Raw genomic sequence first — 13983 nt, 5'->3', positions numbered from 1 at the left:
CGCCGGTTTGCAGTTCCTGCAGCAATTGCAGCGTTTTTCGAGCGAAGTTTGCGGCGGTTCGAAAACGCATCAAATCACAATCAAGGAGCCCCGCTTCTGATTCCATCAGAACCGGAAAGGCTCTAGAGGTTGCCGTAATGTCTGACGAGCTTCAAAAGCAGGGCACGCCCCCCACTGCAAACATCCGCAACTTTTCCATCGTCGCCCATATCGATCATGGCAAGTCGACGCTGGCTGACCGCCTGATCCAGATAACCGGCGGCCTGACCGATCGAGAGATGGCGGGCAAGGAGCAGGTGCTCGATTCGATGGACATCGAACGCGAGCGCGGCATTACCATCAAGGCGCAAACGGTGCGCCTGAAATACCGCGCCAAAGACGGCAAGGATTATGTCTTCAACCTGATGGATACGCCCGGACACGTCGACTTCGCTTACGAGGTTTCGCGTTCACTCGCTGCTTGTGAAGGTTCGCTACTGGTGGTGGATGCGAGCCAGGGTGTGGAGGCGCAAACGCTCGCCAACGTCTATCAGGCGCTCGACAACAACCACGAGATCGTGCCCGTCCTCAACAAGGTTGATCTGCCTGCGGCCGAGCCGGACAAGGTGAAGCAACAGATCGAGGACGTGATTGGAATCGACGCCTCGGACGCGGTGATGATCTCGGCCAAAACCGGCCTTGGCGTGCCCGATGTCCTGGAGGCCATCGTCACCCGGCTGCCGCCGCCGAAAGGCGACCGCGACGCCACGCTGAAGGCGCTCCTGGTCGATAGCTGGTACGACGTCTATCTCGGCGTCGTCGTGCTGGTCCGCATCATGGACGGCGTGCTCAAGAAGGGCAGCCGCATCCGCATGATGGGCACTAACGCGGCTTACGATGTCGAGCGCGTGGGCTTCTTCACGCCGAAAATGCAACAGGTCGACGAACTCGGCCCCGGCGAGATCGGCTTTATCACAGCCGCCATCAAGGAAGTCGCAGACACCCGCGTCGGCGACACCATCACCGACGACCGTCGACCGGTGGCGGAGATGCTGCCCGGCTTCAAGCCGGCGATTCCCGTGGTATTCTGCGGCCTGTTCCCGGTGGACGCCGACGATTTCGAGACGCTGCGTGCCGCGATGGGCAAGCTGCGTCTCAACGACGCCAGCTTCTCGTTTGAAATGGAAACCTCCGCCGCGCTCGGCTTCGGCTTTCGCTGCGGCTTCCTCGGCCTGTTGCATCTTGAGATCATCCAGGAACGGCTCTCCCGGGAGTTCGATCTCAACCTGATCGCCACCGCGCCGAGCGTCATCTACAAGATGAAACTGACCGACGGCGGCGAGATCGAGATCCACAATCCGATCGACATGCCGGACGTGGTGAAGATCGCCGAGATCGAGGAGCCGTGGATCGAAGCCACCATCCTCACGCCCGACGAGTATCTCGGCAGCGTGCTGAAGCTTTGCCAGGATCGCCGTGGCGTGCAGAAGGAACTCACCTATGTCGGCGCGCGCGCGATGGTGAAATACGATCTGCCGCTCAACGAAGTCGTGTTCGACTTTTACGACCGGCTCAAGTCCGTCTCCAAGGGCTACGCCTCGTTCGATTATCACCTCACCGACTACAAGCCAGCCGATCTCGTGAAGATGCAGATTCTCGTCAACGCCGAGCCGGTCGATGCGCTGTCCATGCTGGTGCATCGTACCCGCGCCGAAGGCCGCGGCCGCGCCATGGTCGAGAAGATGAAAGAGCTGATCCCGCCGCACATGTTCCAGATACCGATCCAGGCGGCAATCGGAGGCAAGGTGATCGCGCGCGAGACGGTGCGTGCATTGCGTAAGGACGTCACCGCGAAATGCTACGGCGGCGATGTCAGCCGTAAGAGAAAACTTCTCGAGAAGCAGAAGGAAGGCAAGAAGAAGATGCGGCAGTTCGGCAAGGTCGATATTCCGCAGGAAGCCTTCATCGCCGCACTGAAGGTCGATAGCTGATGCTTCACATCAGCCCCAAAAGATGGTGGGGCTATAGCGTTTTCGAGCGAAGTGGATACCGGTTCGCGTGAAGAAAACGCGTCAGATTAGAATCTGAGAGCTCCGCTTCTGATTTCATCAGAAGCGGAAGGCTCTGACGGCCGCAGCGCGACTGCCAGGAACCCTCGCAACCGCCGGACGTTTCGATTCCACCGAAACGCAACCGGGAGAGGCGTCATGCCGCGCGGCGACAAGTCAGCCTATACAGGCAAACAGAAGCGCAAGGCCGAGCATATCGAGGAAGGCTACGAGAAGCGCGGGGTGAAGAAAGAGGAAGCCGAGCGCCGGGCGTGGGCGACCGTCAACAAGGAGAGCGGCGGCGGCAAGAAGAGCGGCTCGGGCCGCGGCCGCAAGACCACGAACGTCTCATCGAAGCGCGGTGGCAAACGCGGCGGCAAGGCTTCGGCCACCCGTTCCGCAGCCGATCGGTCGCGCTCGGCGAAAAAGGCCGCGGCGACCCGCAAGCGCAATGCCGCAAAGCGCTCTCCGGCCAGGAAAGCCGCTGGCAAGCGATAACGGCCGTTGCCACGAGCCCGGATCGACAGCCCGTGATGGCAACCGGGGCACCTACGGCGCGGGGCTATGACTGACCTGAATCTTGGCGGTCGCGGAGCTGAAGTCCGGTGGATTCAACCAAAGCCGTTCGGCAGCGTTCGACGCGTTTTCGATACACGAACGGGGTATCCACATCGCTCGAAAGCGCTATAGAATCGCCTCTCATGAATGGCCGCGCGATTCTATTCCTGTTTCTACTGTCCACGTTCGCCGCCTCCGGCGGTGGCGCGCTGGTGTCCAGAGCGATCGCGCAAGACAAAGGCACGCTGCACCCGAAACCGCTGCCGCCACTGGCCAATCCCGAAGACCCCGCATTGGCCGCCAAACAACTGTTCGGCCGCAAGACGCTTCCGGCTGCCGGCGCGCCTTACGTCATCGGCTATTATGCGCGGGGCTGCATGGCCGGGGCCGAGGCGCTGCCGATCACCGGGCCGACCTGGCAGGTGATGCGACTGTCGCGCAACCGCAACTGGGCGCATCCGGCTATGGTGGCGTTGCTTGAACGACTATCGGGGAAGGCGCGCAAAGACGCCGGCTGGCCGGGGCTTCTGGTCGGCGACATGGCCCAACCGCGCGGCGGTCCGATGCTATCCGGTCATGCCAGCCACCAAATCGGACTCGATGCCGACGTCTGGCTCACGCCAATGCCGGACCGGCTTTTGTCGCGCAACGAGCGCGAGGAGATGTCCGCGGTCATGATGGTGCGCCACGACCGCCTGGATATCGATCCCCACGCCTGGACGCCGAGTCACCTCAGCGTCATCCGTGCCGCTGCCAGGGAGCCGGCGGTCGAGCGCATTTTCGTCAATGCCGCGATCAAAAAGGCGCTGTGCCGCGAGGCCAAAGGCGACCGCAGTTGGCTCTCGAAGGTTCGCCCCATGTACGGCCACGACTATCACTTCCATATTCGCATCAAGTGTCCGCCGGGCAACCCTCAGTGCGAATCCCAAACTCCGCCTGAGCCGACAGACGGATGCGGCGCGCACGATCTGGCCTATTGGTTCAGCGACGCCGTGCTGCACCCGAAACCGCCGAAGGTGCCGCCGAAGCCAAAACCCCCGATCACGTTGTCACAACTACCCGCGAACTGCCGTCAGGTTCTCGCTGCGCCGGATGCCAGCCACTAACAGTCGCCACGAAGGATGGGTCCGGGGAATTCATGACCGCCCACGGACCGTTGGCGGAAAAGAGTCGGCTCGCCTTCTTGTGCCTGGAAACGCTAAAGGTTAGCGGCTCAGCCAGAGTCTACAGCCACCTCGCCTTTCAAAAAAAACCAGTGGCCACCGCTCTTTACGTACGCATCGTGCGGCTGATACTGTCGTCAAAGCGATCTTTCCGGCTGGCCGTAAGCCTCCTGGAAACCATGGAACGGCGCTTCCACTGATCGTCATGTCAATCCCTTGCATCGTCTGCGCGGTCACTCGCGTCGGACCGATTTGGAGCGCCTTATGAAGATATTCACCCATTCATTGTTCTCGGCATTGCTGGTCGGTGCCCTCCTCGCCGTGCCGGCCACTGCCAAGGATGCCAAACCCTCGGCCATGGCGCCCGCCGCCGCACAGGACAAGACGCTGACCGTGTTCGCAGCCGCCTCGATGAAGAACGCGCTTGACGAGGTCGACAATGCCTACACCGCAAAGTCCGGCGTAAAGATCGTTGCGAGCTATGCGGCGAGTTCGGCGCTTGCCAAGCAGATCGAACAGGGTGCGCCGGCCGATGTTTTCATGTCAGCCGATACAACGTGGATGGACTACGTGAAGGACAAGAAGTCCATCAACGAGCCGACACGCGTCGACCTGCTCGGCAACAGCATCGTGCTGATCGCGCCGAAGGATTCGAAGATCGACAAAGTCACCATCGACCAGGGCTTTGATCTTGCCAAGCTCGCAGGCGACGGCAAGATCACGACCGGCGATGTCAAATCCGTACCCGTCGGCAAATATGCCAAGGCGGCACTGGAAAAACTCGGCGCATGGGCCGCGGTAGAACCGAAAATGGCGATGGCGGAGAACGTTCGCGCAGCGCTGGCGCTAGTGGCGCGAAACGAAGCCGTGCTCGGCATCGTCTATTCAACCGACGCCAAGGTCGAACCCGGCGTGAAGATCGTCGCCACATTCCCGACGAACTCGCATCCGCCGATCGTCTATCCGGTCGCGGCGACCTCCACCGCTCATAAGGACGCAGCGGATTATCTTGCCTTCCTGCGCAGTTCGGAAGCCAAGGCGATCTTCGAGAAATACGGCTTCTCGTTCCTGGTCAGCCCGACAACCTAAAACTGAATACAACCTAAAACTGAATAATGTCGCCATCGCCCTCCCTCCCCCGCTTGCGGGGGAGGGTTAGGGTGGAGGAATGCTTCGTCGCAGTCAGACTGATATTTTTTGAAGCGCGATCGTATGCAAAACCGGAATCCACTTTGCTGATCGCGCTCCAGGCATCGTCCTTGAGCCAAAAGCAAAATTGGAAACCAATTTTAGTTCGACCTCGTTATGACAAACACATTACCGAGACCTCATGTTTGATATCTCGCCAACCGAATGGATAGCGATCCTGCTTTCGCTCAAGGTCTCGGTAGTCGCGACGCTGTTCGCGACACCGATCGGCATCGGATTGGCGTGGGCGCTGGCGCGGTATGAGTTCTGGGGCAAATCGATTATCGACGCCGCCATTCATTTGCCACTGGTGCTGCCTCCTGTCGTGACCGGCTATCTGCTGCTTCTGACCTTCGGCAGACGCGGGCTGGTCGGCGAATGGCTTGCCGATCACCTCGGGATCGTTTTCGCATTTCGTTGGACCGGCGCAGCGCTTGCCTGCGGCGTGATGTCGTTCCCGCTGCTGGTACGGCCGATCCGGCTGTCGATCGAAGCTGTCGACCGGCGGCTGGAACAGGCCGCGAGCACACTCGGGGCTTCGACATGGCAGGTCTTCGCCACCGTGACGCTGCCGCTGGCGTTGCCGGGCATTCTGGCCGGCATGGTGCTCGGCTTTGCGAAAGCGATCGGCGAATTCGGCGCGACCATCACATTCGTCTCCAATATTCCCGGTGAAACCCAGACCATTTCCGCGGCGATCTATTCGCTGATCCAGACGCCGGATGGGGATACGGCAGCGCTACGGCTGGTCGTCGTGTCGATTGCCCTGTCGATGGCGGCGCTGGTCGCCTCTGAGCTGTTCGCACGGCGCGCGACACGTCGGCTGCACGGAAACTGATCATGCTGGGTGTCGAGGTGTCGAAACGGCTTGGCAGTTTCTCGGTCGATGTCGCATTTGCGAGCGAAGGCCGCGTCACCGGCCTTTTCGGGGCATCAGGCTCAGGCAAGACATCGCTGATCAACATGATCGCGGGGTTGCAGACACCGGATCGCGGCGTGATCTCCGTCGACGGCGACGTGCTTGACGATACCGACCAACAGCTTCATCTCGCCGTGCATCGCCGGCGCATCGGCTATGTCTTCCAGGATGCGCGGCTTTTTCCGCATCTCGATGTGCGCAGGAACCTCGACTACGGGCGCCGGATGAACCACCTCACCCGCGACACCGCGCAAGAAGCCCGGCTGAACGAAATGCTCAATATCGGTCATTTGCTGGATCGCCGGCCCGGCCAGCTCTCCGGCGGCGAGCGCCAGCGAGTGGCGCTCGGCCGGGCGCTGCTGACACGGCCCCGCCTCCTGCTGATGGACGAACCGATGGGAGCACTGGATGAGGATCGCAAGGCGGAGATCCTGCCCTACCTGATCCGGCTGCGCGACGAAACCGGCGTGCCGATGGTCTACGTCACCCACGATCCGGATGAATTGCGCCAGCTCGCTTCGCAAGTCGTGATTCTGAAGCGCGGACGCGTCGCCGCCTTCGGCGGCCCCGAGGTCCTGCCCGCCTAGCGCGTATTCCGCAAAATTGCGGTACCGGTTCTGCGATGTGAATGCACGCTAGTTATTGATTGAGAGCATTTTCGGTCAAGTCCCTGCAACCGACGACCAGGCCTTTGCCGCCTTCTGCCTGAACGCGCCCATTCTGGTCAGCGGCGGCAGCTTCTCCTCGTCTTCGGGTAAACGAAGTCCGACTACGTTGACACGACCTTCGCTGATATTGCGTGCGACGAGAACGATGGTGTCAAGCGGCAGGACCGCACCCTCTTTCGGTGCGTGGTCGAGATGAACATCGAAGTAATCCGCCAGCGTTAACTGCCCGGCGGTCGGATCGACGGAAATGCCATAGATCTGCGCGATATCGCCAAGGGTGATTTCGCCCGAGACCAGGAAATCGCCAAGCAGATGCGGGTCTGGTGACGCCATCGGCTGCATGTCCACAAAAAAGCGGTCGAGTGCCTCGGCCTTTTCCGGCGGCGCCAGCAGATAGAGGTAGTCTCCCGCTGTGATCGGATCGGCCTCGGCGGGTGTTAGAATTTTTTCATTGCGGATCACGAGCGTCGGCTTCGACCATGACGGAATCAGACCGCGCCGAAGGAACAGGCTCATTGGTCGCACTGCATAGCCGACCAACTGCTGTTCGAGCTGTCCTGGCAAATCAAGTTCGACCCGACGTGGCCCGCGGTCGGCACGCGGCAGCGCCACATGCAGCAGCCGGGCAGCCGGAGCAAGCGTCCAGCCCTGCAGCAAAAGCGAGATGATCACCACGACGAATGCGACGTCGAAGTACAGATATGCCTTCGACAGCCCGACCAGCATCGGAATCGAGGCAAGAAAGATTGCGACCGCGCCCCGCAGCCCGGTCCAGGCGATGAACAGCTTTTCCCGCCAATTGAAAGGAAATGGGGCGAGGCAGAGGAACACCGCGAGCGGCCGCGCCACCAGCATCAGCACGAGCGCAACCACCACCGCCGGCACGACGCTGTCCAGCAAGCGGTACGGCGAGACCAGCAAGCCGAGCAGCACGAACATCACGATCTGCGCCAGCCAGGTCGCGGCGTCGAGGAACGTCACCACGGAGTTGTGGGCGCGGGTCGGACGGTTGCCGATGATAATTCCCGCGAGATAAACCGCGAGAAACCCGGACGCATGGGATATCTGCGCCACTCCGAAGATCACGAGCGCTGCGGTCGTGACGAACGGCGCATGCAGCCCCTGTGGAAGCGCCACCCGGTTAAGCGCCACCACCACGAGCCGCCCACCGATCACACCGACAATGCCGCCAAGCATGGACTCCCGGAGGAACTCAAGCACCACATGCCAGACCGAACTGTCGCCGACCGAGATCAACTCGACCAACATCAACGTAAGAAACACCGCGAAGGGATCGTTGGTGCCAGACTCCGCTTCCAGCGTCGCACCGACGCGCGGACGCAGCCGTAGCCCTTGCGCGTGGACCAACAAGAATACCGCGGCCGCGTCAGTGGAGGCGACGACCGCGCCGATCAGCAGCGCCTCGGTCCAGTTGAGATCGAGCGCATATTTGGCGACTGGCGCCGTGACCAGCGCGGTCAACAGCACGCCGAGAGTCGCGAGCACCATCGAGGGCGCCAGGACCGTGCGGATGCTCTGGAACCGCGTCTTCAGACCGCCGTCGAACAGAATCAGCGCCAGTGCGGCCGACCCGACAAGGTAGGTGTTTTGGACATCGCTGAACGTCAGGCCCCCAGGCCCGGAATCACCTGCCAACATGCCGATGAACAGAAAGACGAGCAGCAAGGGGGCGCCAAACCGCAACGCCAACAGGCTCGACAGAATTCCGGCCATGACCAGAATCGCGCCGAGCAGGATGGCCAGACTGACCGAATCCAGAGATGCCATCAGACGTCCGCAGCGGTAAACACTAGCATTTTCATCCTTATCGCCGCCGCCGCGGCGCGCCAATCGATTTCTGCCGATCGGCGTCGTTTGTGCTTAAGCGCGCGCAATGCGCCAGCACCGCATGATCGAGCTGATCTGCTCGGTTTCGGTCACCGAACCCTGACGGCGTCACCACGACCGGCCAAGAGCCCGGCCGCGGCGAACCGAAGTGAACCCCTGATAGCGCCGCATTAGAGGCTTCAGCTTGCGCTGGCAGCGCCATCCATTAGATTAGGAGGCAACAACTCCTTTCATCCGGACTCAGATCACCTGATGAGCTACGTCGAAGCCTCCGAAACCCCCCTGCGAAAGACCGGACAGATTAAACTGCACGGCCCGAGCGGATTCGCCGGGATGCGCAAGGCCGGTGCTCTGACGGCACGCTGTCTCGACGAACTCGCCGATCTCGTGAAGCCTGGCATCCCCACCTCGCAAATTGATGATTTTGTCCGTGAATTCGCCTTCAGCCACGGCGCCTACCCGGCAACGCTGATGTATCGCGGCTATCGCTACTCGACTTGCACGTCGGTCAATCACGTGGTCTGTCACGGGATGCCCGGCGATCGCATCCTGAGAGAGGGCGATATCGTCAACGTGGACGTAACTTTTATCGTTGATAGCTGGTACGGCGATTCCAGTCGCATGTACTCGGTTGGTCCGATTGCACGCAAGGCCGAACGGCTGATCGAGATAACCTATGAAGCGATGATGCGCGGCATCGCGGCGGTCAAGCCCGGCGCGACGACCGGCGACATCGGTCACGCCATCCAGAGCTTCGTCGAACCCCAAGGCATGAGCGTTGTCCGCGATTTCTGCGGCCACGGACTCGGCCGCATATTCCACGACGAACCGAACATCATCCATGTCGGCCGGCCCGGCGAGGGCGTACGGCTCAGGCCCGGAATGTTTTTTACCATCGAGCCGATGATTAACCTGGGCAAACCGCACGTGAAAATCCTGTCGGACGGCTGGACCGCCGTAACCCGCGATCGCTCGCTGTCGGCGCAGTTCGAGCATTCGGTCGGCGTGACCCAGACTGGAGTTGAGATCTTCACGCTGTCGCCAGGTAAACTCGACAAGCCGGCCTGCGGGGGCTGAACCTCGGGTCCGGAATCAGATCGCGTTGGATCGCGCACGCTTTCGCAGCTCGCATTCCCGAATTGGGGTTGCAAATATCGCGAGCCACGGCAAGGTTGCGGAAACCCGTGGAGTGAATTTGACATTCGCGCCCCCTGGCGGCGTACCCCGAACGCGAATGTCGCATTCAAAACTTCACTAGCAACTTATATTGCTAGTGGTCCTTCGATTCTAACATTCGCAAGAAAGCTCACTGAAACGGGACGCGAATGCTAGAATCGGACCACTAGGACTGGTTCGCTCCATCCATGCCCGCAAACGCCGACAACCCCGCAGGATTTGCCGAAGCGCCGCACTATCACGGCCATCGCGAACGATTGCGCGAGCGCTTCCGCGACGCCGGGCCGGACGCGCTCAGCGATTACGAACTGCTGGAAATGGTGTTGTTTCGCGCGTTGCCCCGCCGCGACGTCAAACCACTGGCCAAGTCCCTGATTGGCAGATTCGGATCATTCGCCGAGGTGGTTCATGCGCCCGACGCTCGGCTTCGTGAGATCAACGGTCTTGGTGAGTCGGCGATCATCGAGCTCAAGCTGATCGCGGCAAGTGCCAGCCGTGTGGCCAAAGGACAGCTGAAGCAGCGGACAGTGCTGTCGTCGTGGGCCGCGGTGATCGACTATTGCCGAACGTCGATGGCATTCGCCGACAAGGAACAGTTCCGCATCCTGTTCCTCGACAAGCGCAACCAGCTTATCGCAGACGAGTTGCAACAGGTCGGCACCGTCGATCATACTCCGGTTTATCCTCGCGAAGTCGTCAAGCGTGCGCTCGAGCTATCCGCAACCTCGATCATCATGGTGCATAACCATCCCTCCGGGGATCCGACGCCATCGCAGGCCGACATCCAAATGACCAAATCGATTATCGACATTTCGTCACCGCTCGGGATCTCCGTGCATGACCACATCATTGTCGGCAAGAACGGCCACGCCAGTCTGAAAGGATTGCGGCTGATCTAGCGAAGAACGCCACGCCAAGCCGTGCGTGCACCGTGGGGTGCATCACAGCGACCGGACGGACCACCCATCCGAACGGTAGCTGGGCTACTGCCGCATGAGAATCAGCGGATCGGTGCTATCGGGAACCAGCCGCCACTGTGCGTTGTCGTCGGCCTGGAAGTGCCAGGTCTCGCCGCTCGCCGACATCAGAAGGATTTCACCGCGCTCGAGACGCCAGACCTCTGGCTTGAGGTTCGCGATCGCCTCATCGCATTTGGGTTTAAGGAATGCCTGGAAATTATCCGGTGGGACTTCGGTGTTCGTCAGCGTGATGCCGCAGATCGGCTTACCGTTGCCGCGGACGAACGTCCAGTCGCCAATCATCTGGTCCATCGATCTGGCGAGCGAACGGGCCTCGGCGAGATTTTGCAGGATGTAAATGCCCTCATTCTCCCGCCGGCCTTCGAGAATTCCGCTCTCGACTTCGGTGAAATCGACCACCGGCTCTCCGCTCGCGGTCTGCAAGCGCACGATATCGAGGCCCGCGACAGTCCAGGCTGCAATGTCCTTCGTAAACGGTAGCGACGCCGCACAGCCCGGCTCAAGATCGACCTTGAAACCCTGCGGCGACGTCTCGCCCCTGAGCGTCACCACGCAGGTTTTGCTGCGTTCGGTCGTGGACAACTCCCACTGCCCGATCATGTTTTTTTTCAAGGCGGATGCATCCTGCGCCGATGCGGCCGGTCCGTAGGCCATCAACATCGCCACAACGACAAGAACAGGTCTCCACTTCCGCCACACTGGCGTTCTGCCGCCATCGATCTTGTCCAGGGAGACAGGCGCGGCCATCAGTTTTCCCTCCCGAGCGCGCTTTCGTGCCAGCGCCGCAACATCAGATGCGACACTGTCGCAAGGAACATATAAATGACAATGCCAGCCACAGAGAGCAACAATAACGCCGCGAACATGCGCGGAATGTTAAGCCGGTAGCCGGACTCCGCAATTCTGTAGGCCAGACCCGACCCGGCACCGGCCGACCCCGCCGCGATTTCCGCAACCACCGCGCCGATCAACGACAAACCGCCGGCAATGCGTAAACCGCCGAGAATGTACGGCAGGGCCGCCGGCAGTTTGAGATAACGCAGCGTCTGCAGCCGCGATGCCCCGTAGAGTTGAAACAGGCCGACGAGACTGCGGTCGACCGAGTTCAGGCCGAGCGTGGTGTTTGACAGCACCGGAAAGAACGCGACAATCCAGGCACAAACGACGACTGCGGTCTGCTGCGGCAGGTAGATCAAAAGGAGCGGCGCAATCGCGATCACCGGCGTGACCTGCAGAACGATCGCATAGGGCAGGAAGGCCTGTTCCAGCCATTTCGATTGGTTGAACAGCAGCGCCAGCACGATCCCGCCTGCGGCGGCGGCGGCAAAGCCCTCCACCGTGGTCAGTAAGGTTGTCAGCAGCGAGTGCCACAGGACCGGCCAGTCTTCCACCAGCGTCGCCGCCACCAGCACTGGGCCAGGCAGCACATAGGGCGGAATCTCATAGGTATCCACGATCCAATGCCATACCAGGACGCCAGCCCCCAACACGATCACCGGCAACAGCACGCGTGCCACCGGCGTCCCCCGAGCGCTCTGTGATGGCTCATTGTCGGCCGGCGCCGATGGGTTGGATGCCGTCATCGGCGACGCGCTCCCTTGCCCATGGCCAGTGACAACGCAGCCGACACCTCACGGCAATACGCTCCGTATTCCGCCGAAGTTCTGAAGTTCTCGTCCCTCGGCTCGGGCGTGTCGATGCAGTACTCGGCGCTGATGCGGCCGGGACGCGGCGTCATCACCACGACGCGGCGCGCGAGATAGACCGACTCAAACACCGAATGCGTGACGAAGATGACGGTCTTGCGCAAATCACGCCACAGCGCGAGCAGATCGTTGTTGAGGCGGAAGCGGGTGATCTCGTCGAGCGCCGCGAACGGTTCGTCCATCAACAGAACGTCCGGGTCAGTGACGAGGGCGCGGGCGAGTGATGCCCGCATCCTCATGCCGCCGGACAGTTCGCGCGGATAGGCGGCGGCGAACTCTGCAAGGCCCACCCGCGCCAGAGCAGCCTCGACGCAGCTGCCGATGTCGGCACGCGGACGATGCGTCAGTTTCAGCGGCAGCGCCACGTTGTCGCGAACGCTGGCCCATGGCATGAGCGTCGGCTCCTGAAATACGAAGCCGATGGAGCGCCTGCCGCCGGCAACGCAAACCGTCCCGGAGGTCGGATCGCTCAATCCGGCGATGATCCGCAGCGCGGTCGATTTCCCACAGCCGGACGGCCCAAGCAGCGATACGAAATCGCCTCTGCGCACATTGAAATCGACAGGCCCCAGCGCCGCGACGCCGCGGTCATAACGTTTCGTGACGCCCTTCAGGCTTACCGCGTCTCCCGCGCGCGGGCCTGTGCCGGCTGCGGACAACGCTGTTGCGTGCTCGATCATCGGCGGCGGGTGCTATTTCTCGGGCTGCAAGTTTTTAGGCCGCAGATCGAGGCCGACGCCTTTGTTGACGAACTGCAGCGTGTAGGCCTTGCGGAAATCGATGTCCCGGCGCACCACGCCGGCCCGCACCATCATGTCGAAGAAGCTCGCATAGCGCGCGTCGTTCATGGCGCCGATGCCATCGCGCTGGGAGTCGCCCGAATCGACGATTCCATACTCCTTCATTCTCGCCACGGAATACGCCAAGAGGTCGTCGGTCATTTCTGGATTGAGCTTCTTGATCGTGGCATTGCCTGCGGCGTTGTCGCCGTAGAGGTAGGTATACCAGCCGACGATCGAGGCGTCGACGAAGCGCTGCACCAGATCCTGTTTGTTCTCGACCAGATCGCGGCGGGTTTCGATCAACGTCGAATATGGGTTGAACCCGGCGTCGGCGAGCAGAATCACGGTCGGCTTGAAGCCAGCCCGCTTTTCCACCGCAAATGGCTCTGAGGTGACGTAGCCCTGCATCGCGCTTCGTTTATCGGCGAGAAAGGGCTGAGCGTTGAAGGTATAAGGTTTGACCTTCTCCGCACTGAATCCATGTTCTGATTTGAGCCACTGAAAATAGCTGGCGATGCCTTCCTTTGACACAAACAAGGTGAGTGGCTTCAGATCGTCGATTTTTGTCACCTTCGATTCCGGGTGCGCGAGAAAGACCTGCGGATCTTTCTGGAACATCGCAGCGACCGCCACGACGGGCACGTTATTGGCAACCGCATCGAACGACTGCATGGTGTTCGCGGTCATGAAGAAGTCGAGCTTGCCGGCAATCAGGAGAACCCGGTTGTTCACATTAGGGCCACCCGGAACGATGGTCACGTCCAGACCGAATTTTTTGTAGGTGCCATCGGCCAGGGCTTGAAAGAAACCGCCGTGCTCGCCCTCGGCGACCCAGTTCGTGCCAAAGGAAACTTTGTCCAGCGCCGGTTCAGCCTTGGCCGATGGCATGATGCCAAGCGCAAGCACGATTGCGGCGGTTAGCGTTCGCAGCGAAACGGCAAGGCTCATCCTTCGGCTCCTCGATCTTT

General features: G+C 61.0%; 13 protein-coding genes. 8 read left to right on the top strand and 5 right to left on the bottom strand.

What is annotated here, in order from left to right; translation table 11 throughout:
* The first annotated feature begins 137 nt into the window (after positions 1 to 137).
* The 6 genes from lepA to modC all read left to right on the top strand — a co-directional run bounded on the left by lepA (position 138) and on the right by modC (position 6442).
* Positions 138 to 1970: a translation elongation factor 4 gene (lepA, locus tag GGQ85_RS05505; RefSeq protein ID WP_309773712.1), complete on the top strand. Its 1833-nt coding sequence runs from the start codon at positions 138 to 140 to the stop codon at positions 1968 to 1970.
* Between the two features lie 216 nt (positions 1971 to 2186).
* On the top strand, positions 2187 to 2525 hold the full coding sequence (locus GGQ85_RS05500; RefSeq protein ID WP_079445418.1) for a plasmid stabilization protein: 339 nt from the start codon (positions 2187 to 2189) through the stop codon (positions 2523 to 2525).
* A gap of 203 nt (positions 2526 to 2728) precedes the next feature.
* Positions 2729 to 3691: a penicillin-insensitive murein endopeptidase gene (gene mepA / locus GGQ85_RS05495; protein ID WP_079445417.1), complete on the top strand. Its 963-nt coding sequence runs from the start codon at positions 2729 to 2731 to the stop codon at positions 3689 to 3691.
* A gap of 321 nt (positions 3692 to 4012) precedes the next feature.
* The gene (gene modA, locus GGQ85_RS05490) at positions 4013 to 4837 is read left to right on the top strand and encodes a molybdate ABC transporter substrate-binding protein (protein ID WP_309773711.1); all 825 of its coding nucleotides are present in this window, start codon (positions 4013 to 4015) and stop codon (positions 4835 to 4837) included.
* 241 nt (positions 4838 to 5078) lie between these two features.
* Positions 5079 to 5774 (top strand): molybdate ABC transporter permease subunit, encoded by a 696-nt coding sequence (gene modB / locus GGQ85_RS05485; protein ID WP_079445415.1) that lies wholly within the window; start codon positions 5079 to 5081, stop codon positions 5772 to 5774.
* Between the two features lie 2 nt (positions 5775 to 5776).
* The gene (gene modC / locus GGQ85_RS05480; protein WP_309773710.1) at positions 5777 to 6442 is read left to right on the top strand and encodes a molybdenum ABC transporter ATP-binding protein; all 666 of its coding nucleotides are present in this window, start codon (positions 5777 to 5779) and stop codon (positions 6440 to 6442) included.
* 75 nt (positions 6443 to 6517) lie between these two features.
* On the opposite strand, the gene GGQ85_RS05475 is transcribed toward modC, so the two are convergent.
* On the bottom strand, positions 6518 to 8311 hold the full coding sequence (locus tag GGQ85_RS05475) for a potassium/proton antiporter (RefSeq protein WP_309773709.1): 1794 nt from the start codon (positions 8309 to 8311) through the stop codon (positions 6518 to 6520).
* 312 nt (positions 8312 to 8623) lie between these two features.
* Here GGQ85_RS05475 and map point away from each other — a divergent pair, with 312 nt between their 5' ends.
* Together map and radC are read left to right on the top strand one after the other, a co-directional pair.
* Complete coding sequence (map, locus tag GGQ85_RS05470) at positions 8624 to 9448, top strand: type I methionyl aminopeptidase (protein ID WP_079445412.1); 825 nt, start codon at positions 8624 to 8626, stop codon at positions 9446 to 9448.
* A gap of 287 nt (positions 9449 to 9735) precedes the next feature.
* Entirely contained in the window at positions 9736 to 10446 is a 711-nt protein-coding gene (radC, locus tag GGQ85_RS05465; protein ID WP_309773708.1) for a RadC family protein, read from the top strand.
* Between the two features lie 84 nt (positions 10447 to 10530).
* Here radC and GGQ85_RS05460 read toward each other — a convergent pair whose 3' ends face one another.
* The 4 genes from GGQ85_RS05460 to GGQ85_RS05445 are packed head-to-tail and all read right to left on the bottom strand — an operon-like array spanning position 10531 to position 13963.
* On the bottom strand, positions 10531 to 11274 hold the full coding sequence (locus GGQ85_RS05460; RefSeq protein WP_374708847.1) for an AprI/Inh family metalloprotease inhibitor: 744 nt from the start codon (positions 11272 to 11274) through the stop codon (positions 10531 to 10533).
* Positions 11274 to 12110, bottom strand: a complete 837-nt coding sequence (locus GGQ85_RS05455) for an ABC transporter permease (RefSeq protein WP_079445386.1) — start codon at positions 12108 to 12110, stop codon at positions 11274 to 11276. Before GGQ85_RS05455 ends, GGQ85_RS05460 begins: the two co-directional genes overlap by 1 nt.
* Positions 12107 to 12913: an ABC transporter ATP-binding protein gene (locus GGQ85_RS05450; protein ID WP_309773707.1), complete on the bottom strand. Its 807-nt coding sequence runs from the start codon at positions 12911 to 12913 to the stop codon at positions 12107 to 12109. The genes GGQ85_RS05455 and GGQ85_RS05450 overlap by 4 nt, the downstream gene beginning before the upstream one ends.
* Before the next feature lie 12 nt (positions 12914 to 12925).
* On the bottom strand, positions 12926 to 13963 hold the full coding sequence (locus GGQ85_RS05445; RefSeq protein WP_309773706.1) for an ABC transporter substrate-binding protein: 1038 nt from the start codon (positions 13961 to 13963) through the stop codon (positions 12926 to 12928).
* Positions 13964 to 13983: the final 20 nt, after the last annotated feature.

This window comes from Nitrobacter vulgaris, from assembly GCF_031453995.1.
In the GTDB taxonomy this organism is placed as follows: domain Bacteria; phylum Pseudomonadota; class Alphaproteobacteria; order Rhizobiales; family Xanthobacteraceae; genus Nitrobacter; species Nitrobacter vulgaris.
This window is presented reverse-complemented; position numbering and strand designations above follow the sequence as displayed.